Here is a 19024-nt window from a genome sequence, read left to right as displayed (position 1 = left end):
TAAATTTAAGCCGAACATTCTACGGGTGCGAAATTTATAAAATATCAATTTTTCATTTTCGTAATCCGCGCGGATCGTTTTACGATAAGGTATTATGCCGCAATTTTGCATACCTAAAAAGAGTATGCATAAAAAAGTACACGAACCGATTACATAAAAAATCTTTTTTCGCATTTCGGCATCCGAAGCCGCTCGACGGTTTCTTTCAATACGTAAACGTGCTGTAAATCGCTTTAAAAGTATCAGCGTAGCGGTCGAAATCTTCGGGAGTCGAAGAAAAAGTCAATACGTACGCTTCGGTTCCGCTGATCGACACGAACTGCATCTGCTGCAAAGCGATTCCGTTGAGCTCGCCTGAAAATATCTGATAATCGTCGCCTTCTTCGATGAGTTTAAAATTCGCGTAAAGCTTTTTCAGCACTTCCCTTCCCGCTTTTATCGAATATTTTGACGGAAGTTTTTCTACGGTCAAATTAACGTTTTCCTGAAACGTATCGTTTTCTTCGATCGGAGAATACAGGATAAACACGGTCGCGGAATCCGTCCGCTGTGCGAGCCAAAGCGAAGGAATCGTTATGGAATAGTTGTCTATCTTTATCTGCATACCGTCGTCGCCGAACGCAGATGTTACAAACGCCAAAAACAAAACCGCCGCCAGAGCCGTCGCTTTTTTCATACGAACCTCGCTGTTATTTTTTGTGAATCGGGGCTGATTTCAATTAAAACTGTAAAACCGCAATAGGGTCATATCATTACTTATTGTGTAAAGTCAATATGTATGAATGGAAAATTCGAAAATAATTGGGCATCTATACGCGATACCGTACGGAATACATCTTTTTGCTGTACATTCCGTATCGTAAGGTTTTTCCGAAAGCAGTCGCGTCATTGGCAACCCGGAAAAAGCAAAGCCGGAAGAGGGATTCGCTATGCGGAGCCGGACCGCAAATCCGGAATTGCGGAAAAGAGCAAGTAGGTGTTTTGCCGAACATCTTCCCCTCTTGTTTTTTTAAAGCGCAAAGCCGCGCGACGAAACCGTGATAAAGCGTATGCACGGCTGTACACGCGCTTTAAAATCGCTTACAATAATCGTATGATATTCCGTGCAGCCCTACCGTCGGATATCCGCGCGATTATGGATATCGAGGCGGCATCCTTTGACGCCGCTACGCGCGAAAGCGAAGAAGTTTTTTTATCGCGCATCGAAATCTGCAAAAACTGTTTTATCGTCTTCGAAGATGAAAACTCGCGTGTACTTTGCGGCTATTTCAGTGCGGAAAAATGGGAGCACATTCCCGACGGCGACAAAGCCTTTTCGCTCGAACACGATCCCTCTTTTTCGCACCGTCCTACCGGCAGCGTACTCTATTTGAGCTCCTTTGCCATACTCCCTTCATACCGCTCAAAAGGCATCGGAAAAAAACTTTTCGCCCAATCGGTCGACCGGTTTTCGTCACAGAATCCGGAAGTAAAAACCGCACTTCTCCTCGTAAACGAAGCGTGGCGGGGTGCACTGCACATCTACAAAAAAAACGGATTTTCGGAATTCCGCCGCATCGAAAATTTTTTTACCGAAGACGGCGTAAAAACGGCCGGTATCGTCATGACGAAAGCTCTGTAAAGCGGCATCACATACGCACTCGATTTTGATTTTGACTAAATACGGTAAATCAATTACAATACGGCTTGTCAGGGAATGCAGCGTAAGACGGATGCCGGCAAAGCGCGCAAAAAACCTCTCTGAAAAATCGCGGATGCGCGATTATCGATTTTTATCAATGAGGTATTTGTATGAAAGAATCCGAAGCGAAATCTTCCCCGACGGAAAGTTGCGGCATCACGAGCGCGCTCTTTACCGACTTTTACGAACTCACAATGGCGCAGGGCTATTGGAAAGAAAAAATGAACCGCCCCGTCGTCTTCGATATGTTTTTCAGGCGCCAGCCGTGGGCGGGAGGTTTTTCCGTCCTCGCGGGAAACGAAACGCTCCTCGACGTTCTCACGTCATTCCGATTTGAAGAGACCGACATCGCTTACCTCGCCGAACAAAAGATATTCGATAAAGGTTTTCTCGATTATTTAAAGGATTTTTCGTTCGGCGGAGACGTCTACATGATGGACGAAGGTTCCGTGATTTTTCCGCAGGAACCGCTTATCCGAATCCACGCAAATCTCATCGAAGCGCAGATCGTCGAAGGATTGATTTTAAATTACGTAAACTTTCAAAGCCTCATCGCAACGAAAACGTCTCGCGTATGGCTCGCATCGAACAAGGGAAGCCTCATGGAATTCGGTTTGCGACGAGCGCAGGGCCCGGACGGAGCGATGAGCGCATCGCGCGCAGCTTTCATCGGAGGAGCTGCGGGAACGTCGAACACGCTTGCCGGAAAGCGATACGGCATCCCGGTTATGGGAACGATGGCGCATTCGTGGATCATGTCGTTTTCGTCCGAGCTCGAAGCCTTCCGTGCGTACGCGAAAATCTACCCCGAGCATTCTGTCTTTTTGATCGATACCTACGATACGCTGAAATCGGGGATCAAAAACGCGATCATCGCGGGCAAAGAGCTCGCCGAAAAAGGATATAATTTCGGTGTACGCCTCGATTCGGGCGATATCTCCTATCTGTCGACGGAAGTGCGGAAAGAACTCGATGCGGCGGGCCTGCCGAACGCGAAGATTTCCGTTTCAAACGAGCTCACCGAAGACATCATTTCAACGCTCGTCGCCGAGCGCGTTCCGATCGACAGCTGGGGCGTCGGCACGCACATGGTAACCGGCGGAAAAGAATCGTCGTTTACGGGCGTGTATAAGCTTGCCGCCCGGCACGATGAAAAAACGGACGCCCTCATCCCCGCGATGAAGTTTTCGGACAATCCGGCAAAGACGACGAACCCAGGCATAAAAAACGTGTTCCGCCTCTACGACGAGTGCGGTATGGCGAAAGCCGATATCCTCGCCCTCGACGGAGAAAAAATTGAAAAAGGAAAAGAATACCGATACTATCACCCGATGATCGACTATCGCCAATTCGCTTTTACGGCTTCCCGCGTCGAACCGCTTTTAAAAAAGCGAGTCGAAGGCGGGAAACGCACGACGGCGCGCATTCCCGACAGCGAACAGCTTGCGATAAGCCGGAAGACGATGCGGGAACAGCTCGAAACGCTCGACGAATCGTATAAGCGCTTATTGAATCCTCACATCTATAAAGTGTCCATAACGGAAAAACTGAAAGATTTGAAGCTGCACTTTATCAAAGACAATATCGCGCGCGGCGAATAAAAAAAAGCCGCCGGAAGAACCGCGCAGTACCGCACTTTACAAATGCAAAATCCGGTACTGCGCACGAAGCGAAAGCGAACGAAGTTTTCGCCGAAAGCATATTAAAAAATACTTTCAAAACTCGCTATTTAGGATATTACTTTTTGCCGCAAGCGCGGTACAGTTTTTTGAGGATCGCATTTCCGAAAATGCCGCCCGCGACGAGCGCAATGAAAAAGATCCAGCCGGAAAGCGAAAAGTTTGCAATCGGCGTATAGAGCGCTCCGACGTTGCAGCCGTTCGAAAGTCGCGTACCGAATCCCATCGCAAAGCCGCCGACTGCATAAATGAGGGCGTCGATGGGCGTAATTTTAAGACCGCTCGTAAAGACCTTCGTAAACATGCCGGCCATAAGCAGATAGATAAGAGTCCCGACGACGATGCCGATATTTTGCATATTCATCGGATTTTCGGTAAAGGGCACCGTAAAGGGGCCTGCGGGCTTATTAGCAAACGATGTAATCGCATCGGTTGAGACACCGAAAACTCTCAGGAGTCTTCCGAACCAAAAGCCGAACGGCGTCGACGCGCCCCAGCCTTCTTTCGTAACGCCCATCAGCAGCGTAAACAAAACCGACAGAATCACCGCGCCTTCGACAAGTGTCCACGGTTTTACAAAAAGACGGTCATAGGTAGCGCCGCTCAAAATTGTATAGTGCGCGCTGTCGAGGTCTGAAAGTTTTTCCTGCACTGTTTCCGTATCGACGCCGGTGTACGTATTCGATTGCTTGCGCTTTTTTTCATAGAGATACGAGAGTGCGATAACGATACCGGCAAAGACCATCGTTACGGCTATCGCTCCGATGTACTCGATACGCTTGTTGCCGCCGAACCAGTCGGGAATAAATACACCGCTCGGGAAGGTCGCCGTCGAAACGAGGGATTTTTTTACCCAGTCCGCTTTCGCCTGGATCGGAAAGCCGACAAATACGCCGATGCCGAAAAAGAGGAGCGTAATGAGCGCGCGCGGTAAACCGGTTACCAAATCGGTGAGCGTGCCGGTCGCACAGCACGACGAACAGCTCATACCGAAACCGAACAAAACGCCGCCGATGACAAGTCCCGCATTGATCGGGTTGACCCAGAGATCGTACTTTGTCGCGTCGCCGAAAATCAAAAACGATGCGGTGAGGATCGCCGAAAGAACAAACATGAGCATGAGAGCGCGCATGAGCTTTGTAGAACCTGCGCGATAGGCGCGGTTGATACTGCCGGCGAATCCGAAAAACGAACGCGAAAGCACATAGCCGAGCGCGAGCCCCATGACCCAGCGGAAAAAAACCATATCCGTTTTTAATAAAACGGATCCCGACGCGATGCACAAAATAAGCAGCGCGACTCCGATAATCTTTTCAATCGTTTTCATATTATCTCCCTTAATAATTAATAATTAATTGAAATTATAAGCCGTGACGATGGGCTTTCTGTTTTGCACTTTATCGGTAAAGTATTCGTATTCGCTCACGCCGAGAAAAGAGCCCATGATATTGTACACGTTTTTCCAGCCGCTGCCCTGCAGCGCGCAGATTGCGTTATAGCTTCTCTGGCTCGAACGGCAGTGCAAGTACACGGGTTTGTCTTTCGGTATTTCATTCATGCGCTCTCGCAGGGCGCTGAGGGGGATGTTGACCGCGTTTACGATGTGTCCCGCTACATATTCTTTCGGCTCTCGCACATCGACGATGTACGCATTCGCTTCAACGAGTTCGCGAACTTTCGTAACGGGTACTTGTTTAAACACTCCGTTCAATATGTTGAGACCGACAAGCGCCGCGTGATTGACGATGTCTTTTGCGGTACCGAACATCGGTGAATAACACAATTCGAGCTCTTTCAAATCTTCGAGCGTTCCGTGCAGCATAATGCAAGTCGCGATGACATCGATGCGCTTATCGACGGCCCCCTTACCTATCGCCTGTGCGCCGATGATCGCTCCTGACGGTTTTTCGAAAATCAATTTGAAAAAGAGCGGATTCGCATTCGGCATAAGAGAGACTTTATCGCCGGGGATGACGTACACGTAATCGTAATCGATTCCCGCTTCTTTACACGCCTTTTCGTTTAAGCCGGTGCACGCCGCATTGAAATCGAAGCAGCGGATAACCGATGAACCGATGACGCCGGTGTTGCGGTGCGGAATGCGGTACATATCGTCGGCGGCCGCTCTCGCTTCTCTTTGGGCGGGACCTGCGAGCGTGAGGCGCGTTTTTTTATTTGTGATAAAATGCGTCACTTCGACCGCATCGCCTACGGCGTAGATGTCGGGAACGTTCGTGCGGTAATTGTGATCGACGAGGATGCCGCCCGTCGCACCGAGCGCGACGCCTGCAGATTTTGCAAGTTCGGTTTCAGGCCGTACGCCGAGCGCCATGATGACCGCCCCTGCAGCGATCTTTTTGCCGCTTTCGGTCGTAATGTCTTTTTCGCCGATCTCTTTGATGCCGTCGCCGAGGACGAGAGCGACGCCTTTGTCGTACATTTCTTTATGCAAAATCTGTGCCATATCGTGATCGAATGGCGCGAGCACTTGGTCGAGTTTTTCGACGATCGTGACGTTTTTTCCGGCAAGCTTAAAGTTTTCGGCGACTTCGATGCCGATAAAACCGCCGCCGACTACAACGATATCGCTTACCGAGTGCTCCGTAACGTAATCGTCGATCTTTTTGATATCGACGACGTTGCGTACCGAAAATACGTGGCTTCGATCGATGCCCGGAATCGCTCTCGGCATGACGGGAGACGCGCCCGGAGAAAGGACGAGCGTATCGTAGCTTTCGTCGAATTCTTTTCCGCTCGTCAAATCCTTGACGCTAACGGTTTTTTGCGCGGCGTTTACTTTGAGCACTTCGTGCGACGTTTTCGCGACGATATTGTATTGTTTTTTAAATTGTTCGGGCGACATAAGCACGAGATCGTCGCTCTTTTTTACGATCCGGCTCAAAAAAAAGGGCAGCGAACAGTTCGAGAATGAAACGTTCGGCCCCTTTTCAAACATAATCACTTCAGCACTTTCATCGAGCCTTCGGGCACGGGCGGCAACGGAAGCACCGCCTGCGACTCCGCCGACGATTACGATCTTTTTTGCCATTTTTTTTCAATTACCTCCTGTTTTAGTATGTTATTGAGTATACATCCCATAATAAAAAACTGTCAAGATTGATACAAATATTTTTCTATAATTGTTACATATCTCAAAAATAAAAGCATACATCGACAAGTTCGGCAGCGAAAATACAGGTATCGAAAACGGTAAAGATGACACCAAACCTTCCTGTCAACAAAAATTTGATTTTCCTTTACAAGACTGGAAAAGTCGAGTTATGATAGACTATTACGGTATGGATATTCGAATAGCCTCCATCATCAATATCTTATTCGACGCGAACGATTATATCTCTTCCATCGTTATCGCGGAAAAATTGGGTATCAGTGAAAGCACGCTGTTCCGCCTGTTGCCGCAGCTGGAGGAGTGCACGGCATCCTACGGTTTGTCCCTTTCCAAACTGCGCGGCAGAGGTTTTATGCTGAGCGGCAGCGAAAAGGCGAAAAAAAACCTCATTGCAGATTTTGCGCAAAAAAATTACAAGCCCGAATTTTCACCGGCGGAAAAAAGCTTTTTAGCCTTTCTCCATCTGCTCAATGAAAAAGACGCGGTAAAGCTCGCCTCCCTTGCAAACGTTTTAAAAATATCGGAAAGCGGTGCTGCAAAAATCGTATCCGAACTTGAAACACGTCTTACCGGCTCAGGCTGCGAAGTCATCCGCAAAAGAGGTTTCGGCACCTGTATCGGCGGAAACGAAATCGCAGTCCGCCTCGCAGCTCTAAACAGCGCCTGCCTCTATGTAAATTTCAACGAATTGATGAGCCTGCTCTACGCCTACATTCATCGCAGCGCATCGGAGCGGAACATATTAAAACTGTATTCATTTACATCCGCCGTCTTTGAATTTTTCGATGCCGAAACAACGATAAAAAATAATTTCGATATCGTCGAAACGATCGAACGCAGTACCGGCGTTTCTTTTTCCGATATCGATTTTATCCTCATGTTTTTATACATCGGCATAACGGAACTGCGACGCAAAAACGGTTTTTTTATAGAGCCGTCTGCGGACGAACGGACCGAAAAGGATGAAAGCGAAGCAAAGATTGTGCAAGCCGTTTTCGATGCGGATTTTTTTACCGACGGCGATCCTCAGTACGACAACGAAATACGGGTTTTGACGGAAGTATTTCAAAGCACGGAAGCGTACAACAATATCCTGCCGAATCAAAAAGAATACGAACGGATCGCCGAAGATTTTATAACTTTTATCGAAGGCGCTTTGGACGGCCGCGTCGCGGAACAGAAAAGAACGGCATACATCGTTTACCTGCAGATACTGCACTTGATAAAAAGGCACAAGGGACTTTTTTCCATTCAGCAAAATACATCACGCCTTGCCGAAAATATCGTTCTCAAAAACAACGGTATGCAAAAAATCGTCAAACCTGCGGCCGAATACCTGCAAAAGCGTTTACACATTCCCGTTTCCGAAGAAGACGGAAGCGTTATGCTCGGCTTTATCTCTCCTTTTTTCGAGCGCAATACGCGGAAAATTTCCGCCGGACTCGTATGCGCTTCGGGTCTCGTCGTCAGCAGCATATTGAAAGAAAAACTCGGCAAAGCTTTTCCCGAATTGGATCCGATCGAAACGATTTCCATCCGAAAATTAACCGATGCATACGTAAAAGAAAACAATATCGATTTTATTATTTCGTTTATCGAAACCGCGCCTCTTGCAGTCCCTGTTGCTCATATTTCGGTCAGGCTCGAAGATTCGGACATAGAACAGGTAAAATCGATACTGCAAAATATACGACGGGGGTATGAAAATGCTGGCTGATTTTATTTTACAACACAAAACGTTCGCACTCAAAGCGCAGTTTGCGACATGGCAGGATGCCGTAAAAAAAAGCGTCGATCTGCTCATCGGCTGCGGATGCGCCGCCCCTTCGTACTACGAGGCCATACTGCAGTCGGTACGGGATTTCGGTCCCTACTTCGTAATCGCCCCCGGCATCGCGATGCCGCACGCGCGGCCTGAAAGCGGCGCGTTGAAACTCGGCTACAGCTTGGTGTGTTTGCACAAGCCGATCGCCTTCGGACACAAAACGAACGATCCCGTCGACATCCTGCTGTGCATTACGGCGCCCGACAAACAATCCTTAAATGAAAAAGCGATCATCGAAGTGATGACGCTGTTCGACAACGACGATGCGTTACAGGCTTTACGCAAAGCGGAAACGGAAGCCGATTTGGAAAAAATACTGAAAACTGCGGAGGCGCATACATGATTGCACAAGAGATAACGATTCAAAATCCGACGGGATTACACACGAGACCGGCAAACGATTTTATCACGCTGGCAAACACTTTCGGCTGCGCGATTACGATTCGCAAAGGCGATAAAAGCGCAAATGCGAAAAGCATTATCAAACTGCTGCGCATCGGAATTTCGCAAAACGACGTCATCACGCTGGAAACCGACGGCGACGACGAAAAAGAAGCGATGGACGCTTTGACGAAATTTCTGGCCGAACTGAAGGAGTAGCGCGGCATGTATAAAGAATTGCACGGAACGGTATTATCCGACGGCTTGTGTATCGGACGGATTGTAAAATCGGCGCACCGAAAAAAACGGGATACGGAGCAAAAGATAGGCGCTGATGCGATCGACGCCGAATGCGCCCAATTTCAAAACGTAAAAAATACCGTCCGGCAAAAACTCGAAGCGCTCATGCGCAAAGCCGATGCGGATTCGGACAAGGCACAGGCCGATATTTTAAAAAGCTATATCGCGATTTTGGACGATCCCGAACTCGAAAACGACGTCGTCGAAAAAATAAAAAACGATTTCGATACGCTGCAAGCCGCCCTCGCCCGCACCGCCGACGAATATGTCGAAGCTATGAGCGCTTTGGAAGACGAATACCTTCGCGCACGGGCGGACGACTTCAACGAATTGTTTTCGATGCTGCTCTTTTGCACGGATCCCGAAACGGCACAAGCACCGCGCTTGACGGAACCGTCCGTTTTGGCGGCCTATGCGGTCACGCCGGTCGATATGGCCGAATTGGATAAAACGCTCCTTTTGGGGATCGTCTGCGAAACGGGCAACAGAACATCTCACGCGGCCATCATCGCGCGTGCAAACGGCATTCCGATGCTTTCGAATATCCCCTACGGCACAGCGGAAAACGGCGATACCGTCATCATCGACGGAAAAGCGCTGTTCGTAAACCCGGACGAAGAAAAGATACGGTCGTACGAAAAAAAATACGCCGAAGTGCAGGCGGAAAAGCGTTCTTTGCAGACGCTCACGGAAAAGAGAGCCGTGACGCTCGACGGTACGGTTATAGAACTCGAAGCGAATATCGGTTCGGAAGCGGAAGCGGAAAGGGCTTTGCAGGAACGCGCGGACGGCATCGGTTTGTTCCGCACCGAATTTATTTTAAATGAAAATCCGGATCGCATTCCGTCGGAAGAGCGTCAATACAAAATCTATGCGGCCGTTTTGAAAGCGATGCACGGAAAGCCCGTGACGATCAGAACCTTCGATATAGGCGGAGATAAACAGTACCCGTGCCTGGCGATGCCGAAAGAGGAAAATCCGTTTTTAGGCTGGCGCGGCATACGTTTTTGTTTGGACAATAAAGATTTTTTTTACACGCAGCTGCGCGCGCTTTTTCGCTCAAGCACGGAAGGAAAACTGCACATCATGTTTCCGATGATCACGGAAGAAGAGGAAGTGCGAAGGGTTTGCGAAATCGTTTCGGAAATAAAAAGCGATTTGGACGCCCGGCGCATTCCCTACAGTAAAGACGTGCAAATCGGCATCATGATCGAAACGCCGGCTGCCGCCCTCATCGCGGAACGGCTCGCTCCCCTCGTCGATTTTTTCAGCATCGGTTCGAACGATTTGACCCAGTACACGCTCGCCGCGGACAGGGGCAACGACAAGATAAGCGCCCTCTACCGAGAATCGCATCCTGCCGTATTGCGTCTTATACAAAACGTCATCGAGGCGGGCAAAAAATACGGCAAACACGTTTCCGTCTGCGGAGAGATGGCGGGAGACGTTTCTTTTACAAAAAAATTGCTCGATATGGGATTGCGCTGCTTCAGCATGTCGCCGGCGAACATACAAAAAGTCAAAAGAGCGATTCTTTCGGCAACAATAGAGGAATACACAGAGGAATGATCATGGAAGATCTGATATACAGATTGTCGCTGCTGACCGAAAACAAAGTCATCGCGGAGACGACAAAAGAAAAAATCGTTACAATGATTTCTCATTTGGATTCCAAATACGGGATTTCGCTGAACGAAGAAAACGGCAGCCGCTTCGTCACGCATTTGGCGATGGCGCTCACAAGAATCGAAAAAGGAGAAGGCATCACCGAAGTTTCCGATACGATGATAAAAGAAATCGAACTGGAAAAGAATTTCGCTGCGGCTAAAGCGCTCGCCGAAGAACTCGAACGCGATATCTTCAAAACGGAATTCCCGATGCAGGAGCGGTATTTTATTATCACCAATTTATTAATACTTATGGACGAATAAGGAGGCGTTATTATGCTAAAGAAGATCGCCGTCGGCGGACAGATGGATAAACAGCTGATCGCAAAGCTCATCGCGCAGTACGGAGGCGAAGAGGTTGCGGTCGACATAAAGGGCGATATCGAAGCTGCTATGGGTGTCAAAACAAATGCGTACGATTACTATGTCGGCGCATGCGCTACCGGAGCCGGAGCGGCGCTCGCTATGGCCATAGGTTTGCTCGGAGCGGACCGGTGCGTTTCGCTCAGCATTCCGGGTAAAATTTTAAGCGACGAAGAGATAGCGCAAGCGGTCAACGACGGGAAAAAAGCATTCGGTTTCGTCAATACCGACGCGGAACGGGTACTGCCGGTTTTGGTACAAGCGATACTGAAAAAAGAAAACTAGAAAAACTTAATAAAATCTTTCAGGAGGAAAAAGAAAATGATTTTTCACATCAATGTATTGACCGTTTTGGTCATGGCGGCTTTGGGAGGACTTTCGTCCCTCTTGGCAAATCAAAGCATCGCCGTCTTTCACGACGGACTGAGACCGCTCTTGCCTCAGTACTTGAACAAAGCGATGGACAGACGGAGTCTCTTTGCGACAAGTTTTGCACTGTCGTTCGGTCTCGTTATCGGATTCGGCTTGCCGACATCGATTACGGGAAAAATCATCATCGTGCATACGATTCTGCTCGCCTGCGATATCATCGGTACGGCGTTCAACGATACGAAACGCGGTATGATTTTGTCGGCGGCGGTCGGCTGCGCATACGGCATACTCCTGCTCTTCGGTATGCAGGCGATCATGAATCTGTTTGCAAAAATGCCCATCAACTTTACCAGCAATTTAAGCAGCGTCGGAAATTTGATCATCATTTCGTTTTGCGTGTTTCCCGCAATCGCCGTCGCTTACCAAAAGGGCGTCAAAACGGCAGCCGTCGTCCTCGTATTGACGATGCTCATCAAGCACGTTACCTCTCTCTACGGAAAATTTACGGTCAACGGAGTAAAGGTCGCGCTCAACGCGGACGGTATGGCTCTTCTCTTCGGTATCTGTGCGATGCTTGTCGTCGCCGCCCGCGTCAAATCCGATAAAACGGGAGAAGCGACGAAAGTGTTTTCGCTGTTCGAAGACAATATCGCGCGCATACGTAAAAACGTCGTTTTGCTTGCGATAAGCGGAGGCGTCGTAGCGCTTGCGACGACGCTACTCTTGATTTCCGAAGGCCCCGCGTCGCTGACTTTGACCGCAGAGGGAAATTACACGGAAGCCGCGATGGTAGCGCTCGGAAGGATGCTCGGCTTTATACCGCTCGTCATGACAACCGCTATCATGTCGGGTGTCTATTCGCCTGCCGGAACGAAAGCCGTGCACGTCCCCGCCCTCCTGCTCATCAACTTCGGCATAGTCGGTCTGGTCGGATCCTTCTTTATCGGCGCGCTGATCATGGTCATCGAAATCCTCTTGCTCAACGTTATCGCAAAAGGTATGGATAAATCGCCCGGATTAAAGGATTTGGGAGACAATACGCGGACGGCCATGTCGAAAGTGTTGGATTTGGCGCTCCTCGTCGGCGGTATGATCGCCGCAAACGCCATCGCACCGACGATGGGATACATCCTCGTCATCGGTTTGTATTTCTTAAATCAGAATTCGAAAAAGCCGATACCGACGATGGCGGTGGGACCTGTCGGCGCGATATGCACGGGTATTTTGGTAAACATTCTGCACGTGATAGGATTATTCCCCGTCGCAAAATAATTTAATAATTTAATAGGCGAGTTTTGCGGATCCGATGCGCCGTAAAACTTGCCGTGTCATCGATATACGAAAATTGAAAGAGGTTTTTATGCTTGCAGACGGTTACACGCTGATGCACGAACACATTCATATCGATCTGTCGAAGGTAAAAAACAATGCGGACTGCCGGCTCGACTGCAGGGAAGAGACGGTCGCCGAATTAAAAAAGCTCTATGCAAAAGGCGTACGAAATATAACCGAAGTTACGAATATCGGCATGGGAAGAGACGTACGCTATGTCGCTTCCGTCGCCTGTGAAACGGGTATCAATATCCTCTGCGCTACCGGCTTTTATAAAGAGCCTTTTTTGCCCGAGTATATCTATGAAAAAAGCGAACGCGACATCGCCGGTATCATGATCAAAGAAATCGCGGAGGGTATCGACGATACGGAAATCAAAGCGAGCATCATCGGCGAAATCGGCTCAAGCGAAAATGCGATAAGCGATATCGAAAAAAAAGTGTTCAATGCTGCGATCATCGCGCACAAAGAGACGGGCACCCCGATAACGACGCACACGACGCTCGGAAAACTCGGAGCGGAACAGATCGCCCTTTTTAAAAAGCAAAACGTCGATCTCGGCCGCATTTGCATCGGACACCTCGATTTAAGCGGCGATATAGACTATATACTCAAAATACTCGAATCGGGAGCATACGTCGAATTCGATACGATCGGAAAAAACAATTATATGCCGGACGACGTCCGTATCTCCATGCTGCAGGAAATCGAAAAAAGAAATTTAATCGACCGCATATTTTTTTCGATGGACATCACGCGGAAGTCGAATATGGAACACAAAGGCGGCATAGGCTATTGCTATCTTTTCGACACGTTTATTAAAAATCTGCTCGGTGCGGGATTCAAAGCGAGTTCGATAGAAAAAATATTAAAAGAAAATCCGAAAAAATTTTACGGACAGACAGAGGACAAACACTGATGCGCGCATATCCGCTCGAATCCGTCAGCCTGCGCGGCGCGATGGAAAAACAATTTGCATTGGTCGATATCATCACAAAACATTTCAGCGGTTCCGAATTTCTTTCTACAGGGGATTTGGGACTCAATACCGCCGTTCATAAACCCGTGTGTACCGAAACTGCGGAAAAAGTGTTGGCCGAATTTTTCCATGCGGAAGCATGTATGTTGACGCGGGGAGCGGGCACGCAGGCGATCCGCTGGGGACTCATGTCCGCGCTGCACCCGTCGGACTGCATCCTCGTACACAGCGCACCGATGTACCCGACGACGGAAGTGAGCGTCGCATCGATGGGGCTCCGCGTCGTACGCGCAGACTTCAACGACGATGAAAGCATCCTTCGCGAACTCCGGGAAAACGATATCGCGCTTTGTCTCGTGCAGCATACGCGCCAAACGCTCGACGATGCCTACGATCTGCAGCACGTAATCGATTTGATAAAAAACGCAAAACGAGAAACGGTCGTACTGGTAGACGATAATTATGCGGTTATGAAAACCGAAAAAATAGGCTGCGAATGCGGTGCCGATCTGTCCGCGTTTTCGCTTTTCAAATTATTGGGGCCCGTCGGCATAGGCTGCCTCGTCGGAAAAAAATCGCTCATCGACACGGTGTGCGCGTACAACTATTCGGGCGGCGGACAAGTGCAGGGTTTCGAAAGCATGGAAGCGCTGCGTTCGTTGGTATATGCTCCGGTCGCCCTTGCGATTCAGGCGGAACAAAACGACAGGCTCTTGCGTGAACTGAACGACCGCGAAAAATTTCCGTACGTACGGCAGTGTCTTTTAGCAAACGCGCAGTCAAAGGTACTGCTCGTCGAATTCGACAAACCCGTCGCACAAAAGGTATTGGCCGCCGCCGAAAGATTGGGTGCACTGCCCTATCCCGTCGGTGCGGAATCGAAATTCGAAGTGCCGCCGCTGTTTTATCGGGTATCGGGAACATTTTTGAAAAAAAATCCCGAACTGCGCGATACGATGATCAGGATAAATCCGAACCGCAGCGGAGCGCAAACGATCATTCGAATTTTAGACGAAGCGTATAAAGCTGCGACGGCGGATTAAAGGTTTAAGGAATATCAAGGAAGGCTATGTTTTTACAAACGCTCATACGGCGAAATCAAAAACTCGTACGCGCGGCATACAAGCTGCATAAAGATTGCAGGATTTTGCCCGATTCGTATATCATCGATGTCGATATGCTTTTGCAAAATGCGCGCCGTATTGCGGATGAAGCGAAGCGATGCGGCGTATGCCTCTACTATATGACAAAGCAGATCGGGCGAAATCCGTATATAGCACAAAAACTGGAAGCGCTGGGTTACGACGGCTGCGTCGCAGTCGATTTTAAAGAAGCGGAAACGATGATGAAGTACGGCGTAAAACTCGGGCACGTCGGTCACCTCGTGCAGATCCCGAAAGCTGCGGTAAACGATATCGTAAACTATGCCCCTGAAGCGATTACGGTCTATTCCGCAGAAAAAGCGAAAGAGATTTCCGATGCCGCGCTTCAAGCGCACCGAATACAAAATATCATGCTCCGCATTGTCGGAAAAAGATCGAATATATACGCGGGACAGGAAGCGGGATGCACTGTGAGCGAACTGGAAGAATTAATAAAAAAAATACAAACGTACAAAGGGGTAAAGCTCTCAGGCTTAACGTCGTTTCCGTGTTTTTTATACGATGAGCGAACGCAAAGCGTCGAACGGACGAAAAACATCGAAGATTTGACGGAAGCAAAAACCTATATCGAATCGCGATTCGGCATACCGATCGAACAGATGAATATGCCGTCCGTGACGAGCGTGCGAACCGTACCGCTGATAAAAGAATCGGGCGGTACGCACGGAGAACCGGGACACGCGCTGACGGGCACGACGCCGTTTAACGTGCACGACGATTCGGCGGAAATACCGGCATACGTATACGTATCGGAAATCTCCCATACATTTAAAAACAAATCGTACTTTTACGGCGGCGGTTTTTATCCTCGCGGGCACTTTCAGCACGCGCTCATCGAAGACGGAGACGGCACACTCGCGATACAAAACGTATCGGCATTTCCCGCAGGAAACATCGATTACTATTTGGAAACGCCTTCGCGGCAAAGTATCGGAAAGACGGTGCTCGCGTGTTTTCGCACACAGATGTTCGTCACGAGATCGGATATCGTTTTGGTTGGGGGCATTCAAAGCGATGCTCCGTCGATTATCGGCGTGTATACGGGACAGGGTATAAAAAAAGAAGGTGATTGATAATGGCGCGATTTATCGTTTTAGTGATAGACAGTTACGGGGTCGGCTATATGGACGACGTGCTGCAAGTGCGGCCGCGCGATTACGGAGCTAATACGTGCCGTCATATTTTGGACAGCGTTCCCGATCTGTACTTACCGCATTTCGAGCGGCTCGGTTTAATGAACGCGCTCGGCTGTGATTACAAAAAGATGAAGATGAATGGAGATGCGGTATTCGGGAAATCAAGACTGCAGCATTACGGCGGCGATACCTTTTTGGGACATCAGGAGATCATGGGTACGCGCACGCAAAAACCGCTTATGAAGCCGTTTTCGTTTTATATCGATCAAGTGGAAGCGGCTTTAAAAGCTGCGGGGCATTCGGTAATCCGCCGAAAACAAAATGCCGAATATTTATGGGTAGACGATTGCGTCGCCGTCGCCGATAACCTCGAAACGGATCCCGGACAAGTATACAATGTGACGACAAGCTTCCGAAATATATCGTTTGAAAAAGAATTGGAAATCGCACAGATCGTGCGGAACGTCGTCGAAGTCGAACGGGTCATCGTGTTCGGCGGAACGAAGGCGACGACGGAATCGATCCTCGCTGCGGAAACGGAACGGGAAGGAAAATATATCGGTATCGATGCGCCGAAATCGCTCGTGTACGAAGAAGGCTATATGGTGCGCCATTTGGGGTACGGCGTCGTGCCGGAAGTGCAGCTGCCGTTTTTGCTCGGCAAAAAAAATATTCCGTGTATACTCATCGGTAAAGTTGCCGATATCGTAGCCAACGCTTCGGGAAAAAGTTTTTTGAACCTCGTCGACACGAAAACGATTTTGGATGTAACGACGGAGCAGATATCCTTATGCGATCACGGTTTTATCTGCGTCAACGTGCAGGAAACCGACCTCGCAGGACACGCGCAAAATCCCGAACGCTACGCCGAAGTTCTCGGTATCGTCGACGGCTATATCGGAAAAATCATCCGGCTGTTGAAAGAAGACGATATACTCGTCGTAACGGCCGACCACGGAAACGACCCGACGATCGGACATTCGCAGCACACGCGGGAATACGTCCCGCTTTTGATATACAAACAAGGTGTGCGCGCGGTCAATATCGGCGTCAGAAAAACGATGGCGGATACCGCCGCGACGGCAGCGGAATTCTTTTCAGCAGAAAAGCCCGAAGCGGGAGAAAGCTATCTGTCGTATCTCGTATAGAAAAAGATTGCGAAATTTGCAATTCCGGTGTATCGTATATACGATAATAATATGAGGATGATAAAAAACGGCAAAAAGACTGCCGGCGTTTTTATCTCGCCGTTTAATTGGCTTTATGGGAGGAAGAATGAAAATTCTCGTGGTATGCGGAAGCGGTTTGGGCAGCAGCTTTATGATGGAAATCAACATAAAAAATATTTTGAAAGAATTGGGGCTTTCGGATATTGAAGTTGAGCACACCGATTTAAGCTCCGCAAAAGGTATGCAGGCGGATATCTATATGGGTACCCGCGATATCACCAATCAATTTATCGGATTTAAAGGCGAGATAATCTCTTTGGACAATATGATCGACAAAGAATATATGAAAAGCAAACTCGTCGAAAAGCTCAAAGAGATGAAGGTTATCTGAATTGCCGATCGAAAGAGTTTTAATCGGCGATACGGCGCCGCCGCCGGTTATAACTCCCGCTCATTGCAGTGCCGCCGTAAAATCTCTCCGTAGGAGGAAAAGATGGGATTTTTTCGTTTTTTGATGAATGACGTATTGAGCGTTCCCGCCGTGCTCGTCGGATTGGTAGCTTTAATCGGCTTATTGATCCAAAAAAAAGATGCGTCGGAATGCGTAAAAGGCTTTATCAAAAGTATTTTGGGATTTTTGGTGCTTGGAGCCGGTGCATCGGTGATCGTCGGCGCCTTAGGCCATTTTTCGGGTATGTTTCAGTATGGCTTCCATATACAAGGAATTGTTCCGAACAATGAAGCCATCGTGTCCATCGCGCAAAAGTCGATGGGTTCCGAAATGGCGCTCATCATGTTTTTCGGCATGGTGGTAAATATTCTCATCGCCCGCTTTACGCCGCTGAAATACATATTCTTAACGGGACATCATACCATTTACATGGCAATTTTAATTGCCGTCATCCTTTCCGTCGGCGGATTAAGCGGCTGGCTGCTTATCTTAGTCGGCTCGTTGATTTTGGGTTTTGTCATGGCCGTTTTCCCCGCGTGGGCGCAGCCCGTTATGCGGAAAATCACCGGAACGAACGATATCGCATTCGGACACTTCGGTATCTTCGGCTATATGACGTCTGCATACATCGGCAAACTCGTCGGTAAAGATTCGAAATCAACCGAAGAAATTCAATTTCCCAAGTGGCTCGGATTTTTCCGCGATACGCCCGTTGCGATTTCCGTAACGATGGGACTTATCTTTATCATCTCGGCCATCGTCGCAGGACCCGAATACGTACAAACCAATGAAAGCGGCGGACAAAACTTTATCGTATTTTCGATTTTGCAATCCATCACTTTTGCAGGCGGCGTATATATCGTTTTGTCGGGCGTCCGCTTAATCCTCGGAGAAATCGTTCCGGCATTTACCGGTATTTCGCAAAAACTCGTACCGAATGCAAAACCTGCTTTGGACTGCCCCGTCGTATTCCCCTATGCACCGAACGCGGTTCTCATCGGATTTTTGTCGAGCTTTTTGGGCGGTGTCTTGGGAATGCTGCTGTGCATCGTGTTTAAACTGCCGATCATCATTCCCGGCGTCGTTCCCCACTTTTTCTGCGGCGCTTCGGCCGGCGTTTTCGGCAACGCGACCGGCGGACGCAGGGGCTGCTTTTTCGGTTCGTTTATACACGGCCTGTTGATTACATTCCTGCCGATCATACTCATGCCGCTGCTTGGAAATCTCGGTTTTGTCAGTACGACGTTCAGCGACGCGGACTTCTGTCTGGTCGGTATCGTCTTAGGCGGAATTATCAATATTTTCCACTGATCATCGGTATCATGTGAATAACGCTGGGGCTGTCGAAAAAGTAAACGACTTTTGAGACAGCCCCGCTTGCTTTTATCGGCGCACG

The 19024-nt window shown here is 48.9% G+C and carries 18 protein-coding genes; 15 read left to right on the top strand and 3 right to left on the bottom strand.

The window, feature by feature from the left end; all coding sequences use genetic code 11:
- Nucleotides 1-205: 205 nt before the first annotated feature.
- Nucleotides 206-676 carry a hypothetical protein gene (locus H9I36_RS02995; RefSeq protein ID WP_187383908.1) on the bottom strand — a complete coding sequence of 157 codons (471 nt, stop codon included), beginning with the start codon at nucleotides 674-676 and terminating at the stop codon, nucleotides 206-208.
- Between the two features lie 417 nt (nucleotides 677-1093).
- Here H9I36_RS02995 and H9I36_RS02990 point away from each other — a divergent pair, with 417 nt between their 5' ends.
- Both H9I36_RS02990 and H9I36_RS02985 read left to right on the top strand, forming a co-directional pair.
- Complete coding sequence (locus H9I36_RS02990) at nucleotides 1094-1621, top strand: GNAT family N-acetyltransferase (RefSeq protein ID WP_187383907.1); 528 nt, start codon at nucleotides 1094-1096, stop codon at nucleotides 1619-1621.
- Between the two features lie 170 nt (nucleotides 1622-1791).
- Entirely contained in the window at nucleotides 1792-3282 is a 1491-nt protein-coding gene (locus tag H9I36_RS02985) for a nicotinate phosphoribosyltransferase (protein WP_187383906.1), read from the top strand.
- 136 nt (nucleotides 3283-3418) lie between these two features.
- Here H9I36_RS02985 and H9I36_RS02980 read toward each other — a convergent pair whose 3' ends face one another.
- Nucleotides 3419-4687 (bottom strand): YeeE/YedE family protein, encoded by a 1269-nt coding sequence (locus H9I36_RS02980; RefSeq protein ID WP_187383905.1) that lies wholly within the window; start codon nucleotides 4685-4687, stop codon nucleotides 3419-3421.
- 24 nt (nucleotides 4688-4711) lie between these two features.
- The gene (locus H9I36_RS02975; RefSeq protein ID WP_187383904.1) at nucleotides 4712-6409 is read right to left on the bottom strand and encodes an FAD-dependent oxidoreductase; all 1698 of its coding nucleotides are present in this window, start codon (nucleotides 6407-6409) and stop codon (nucleotides 4712-4714) included.
- A gap of 250 nt (nucleotides 6410-6659) precedes the next feature.
- On the opposite strand from H9I36_RS02975, the gene H9I36_RS02970 reads away from it, so the two are divergent.
- From H9I36_RS02970 to ulaA, 13 genes are all read left to right on the top strand, one after another.
- Nucleotides 6660-8207 (top strand): BglG family transcription antiterminator, encoded by a 1548-nt coding sequence (locus H9I36_RS02970; RefSeq protein WP_187383903.1) that lies wholly within the window; start codon nucleotides 6660-6662, stop codon nucleotides 8205-8207.
- Nucleotides 8191-8658, top strand: coding sequence for a PTS sugar transporter subunit IIA (locus tag H9I36_RS02965; RefSeq protein WP_255422636.1), 468 nt, complete (start codon nucleotides 8191-8193; stop codon nucleotides 8656-8658). The genes H9I36_RS02970 and H9I36_RS02965 overlap by 17 nt, the downstream gene beginning before the upstream one ends.
- Complete coding sequence (locus H9I36_RS02960) at nucleotides 8655-8915, top strand: HPr family phosphocarrier protein (protein ID WP_021329861.1); 261 nt, start codon at nucleotides 8655-8657, stop codon at nucleotides 8913-8915. Before H9I36_RS02965 ends, H9I36_RS02960 begins: the two co-directional genes overlap by 4 nt.
- Before the next feature lie 6 nt (nucleotides 8916-8921).
- Nucleotides 8922-10565: a phosphoenolpyruvate--protein phosphotransferase gene (gene ptsP / locus H9I36_RS02955; RefSeq protein WP_187383902.1), complete on the top strand. Its 1644-nt coding sequence runs from the start codon at nucleotides 8922-8924 to the stop codon at nucleotides 10563-10565.
- Between the two features lie 2 nt (nucleotides 10566-10567).
- Complete coding sequence (locus H9I36_RS02950; protein ID WP_187383901.1) at nucleotides 10568-10927, top strand: PRD domain-containing protein; 360 nt, start codon at nucleotides 10568-10570, stop codon at nucleotides 10925-10927.
- Nucleotides 10928-10939: 12 nt separating this feature from the next.
- Nucleotides 10940-11311 carry a DUF2620 family protein gene (locus H9I36_RS02945; protein ID WP_187383900.1) on the top strand — a complete coding sequence of 124 codons (372 nt, stop codon included), beginning with the start codon at nucleotides 10940-10942 and terminating at the stop codon, nucleotides 11309-11311.
- Between the two features lie 36 nt (nucleotides 11312-11347).
- On the top strand, nucleotides 11348-12670 hold the full coding sequence (locus H9I36_RS02940) for a YhfT family protein (RefSeq protein WP_187383899.1): 1323 nt from the start codon (nucleotides 11348-11350) through the stop codon (nucleotides 12668-12670).
- A gap of 88 nt (nucleotides 12671-12758) precedes the next feature.
- Complete coding sequence (locus H9I36_RS02935) at nucleotides 12759-13649, top strand: phosphotriesterase family protein (RefSeq protein WP_187383898.1); 891 nt, start codon at nucleotides 12759-12761, stop codon at nucleotides 13647-13649.
- Complete coding sequence (locus H9I36_RS02930; RefSeq protein WP_187383897.1) at nucleotides 13649-14752, top strand: aminotransferase class V-fold PLP-dependent enzyme; 1104 nt, start codon at nucleotides 13649-13651, stop codon at nucleotides 14750-14752. The genes H9I36_RS02935 and H9I36_RS02930 overlap by 1 nt, the downstream gene beginning before the upstream one ends.
- A 26-nt stretch (nucleotides 14753-14778) precedes the next feature.
- Complete coding sequence (locus H9I36_RS02925) at nucleotides 14779-15945, top strand: YhfX family PLP-dependent enzyme (protein WP_187383896.1); 1167 nt, start codon at nucleotides 14779-14781, stop codon at nucleotides 15943-15945.
- A 2-nt stretch (nucleotides 15946-15947) separates the two neighbouring features.
- The gene (locus H9I36_RS02920; protein WP_187383895.1) at nucleotides 15948-17156 is read left to right on the top strand and encodes a phosphopentomutase; all 1209 of its coding nucleotides are present in this window, start codon (nucleotides 15948-15950) and stop codon (nucleotides 17154-17156) included.
- Between the two features lie 127 nt (nucleotides 17157-17283).
- Nucleotides 17284-17568 (top strand): PTS sugar transporter subunit IIB, encoded by a 285-nt coding sequence (locus H9I36_RS02915; RefSeq protein ID WP_021495724.1) that lies wholly within the window; start codon nucleotides 17284-17286, stop codon nucleotides 17566-17568.
- Between the two features lie 102 nt (nucleotides 17569-17670).
- Nucleotides 17671-18939: a PTS ascorbate transporter subunit IIC gene (gene ulaA / locus H9I36_RS02910; protein WP_187383894.1), complete on the top strand. Its 1269-nt coding sequence runs from the start codon at nucleotides 17671-17673 to the stop codon at nucleotides 18937-18939.
- Nucleotides 18940-19024 lie beyond the last annotated feature (85 nt).

This window comes from Treponema sp. Marseille-Q4130 (genome assembly GCF_014334325.1).
In the GTDB taxonomy this organism is placed as follows: Bacteria; Spirochaetota; Spirochaetia; order Treponematales; family Treponemataceae; genus Treponema_D.
The sequence above is the reverse complement of the archived record's forward strand: the minus strand, read 5'-3'. Positions and strand labels throughout refer to the sequence as shown.

Bases quoted from the DNA above. Each gene is read 5' to 3' on its own strand.
- H9I36_RS02995 (WP_187383908.1), bottom strand. From the start codon at position 676: ATGAAAAAAGCGACGGCTCTGGCGGCGGTTTTGTTTTTGGCGTTTGTA.
- H9I36_RS02990 (WP_187383907.1), top strand. From the start codon at position 1,094: ATGATATTCCGTGCAGCCCTACCGTCGGATATCCGCGCGATTATGGAT.
- H9I36_RS02985 (WP_187383906.1), top strand. From the start codon at position 1,792: ATGAAAGAATCCGAAGCGAAATCTTCCCCGACGGAAAGTTGCGGCATC.
- H9I36_RS02980 (WP_187383905.1), bottom strand. From the start codon at position 4,687: ATGAAAACGATTGAAAAGATTATCGGAGTCGCGCTGCTTATTTTGTGC.
- H9I36_RS02975 (WP_187383904.1), bottom strand. From the start codon at position 6,409: ATGGCAAAAAAGATCGTAATCGTCGGCGGAGTCGCAGGCGGTGCTTCC.
- H9I36_RS02970 (WP_187383903.1), top strand. From the start codon at position 6,660: ATGGATATTCGAATAGCCTCCATCATCAATATCTTATTCGACGCGAAC.
- H9I36_RS02965 (WP_255422636.1), top strand. From the start codon at position 8,191: ATGAAAATGCTGGCTGATTTTATTTTACAACACAAAACGTTCGCACTC.
- H9I36_RS02960 (WP_021329861.1), top strand. From the start codon at position 8,655: ATGATTGCACAAGAGATAACGATTCAAAATCCGACGGGATTACACACG.
- ptsP (WP_187383902.1), top strand. From the start codon at position 8,922: ATGTATAAAGAATTGCACGGAACGGTATTATCCGACGGCTTGTGTATC.
- H9I36_RS02950 (WP_187383901.1), top strand. From the start codon at position 10,568: ATGGAAGATCTGATATACAGATTGTCGCTGCTGACCGAAAACAAAGTC.
- H9I36_RS02945 (WP_187383900.1), top strand. From the start codon at position 10,940: ATGCTAAAGAAGATCGCCGTCGGCGGACAGATGGATAAACAGCTGATC.
- H9I36_RS02940 (WP_187383899.1), top strand. From the start codon at position 11,348: ATGATTTTTCACATCAATGTATTGACCGTTTTGGTCATGGCGGCTTTG.
- H9I36_RS02935 (WP_187383898.1), top strand. From the start codon at position 12,759: ATGCTTGCAGACGGTTACACGCTGATGCACGAACACATTCATATCGAT.
- H9I36_RS02930 (WP_187383897.1), top strand. From the start codon at position 13,649: ATGCGCGCATATCCGCTCGAATCCGTCAGCCTGCGCGGCGCGATGGAA.
- H9I36_RS02925 (WP_187383896.1), top strand. From the start codon at position 14,779: ATGTTTTTACAAACGCTCATACGGCGAAATCAAAAACTCGTACGCGCG.
- H9I36_RS02920 (WP_187383895.1), top strand. From the start codon at position 15,948: ATGGCGCGATTTATCGTTTTAGTGATAGACAGTTACGGGGTCGGCTAT.
- H9I36_RS02915 (WP_021495724.1), top strand. From the start codon at position 17,284: ATGAAAATTCTCGTGGTATGCGGAAGCGGTTTGGGCAGCAGCTTTATG.
- ulaA (WP_187383894.1), top strand. From the start codon at position 17,671: ATGGGATTTTTTCGTTTTTTGATGAATGACGTATTGAGCGTTCCCGCC.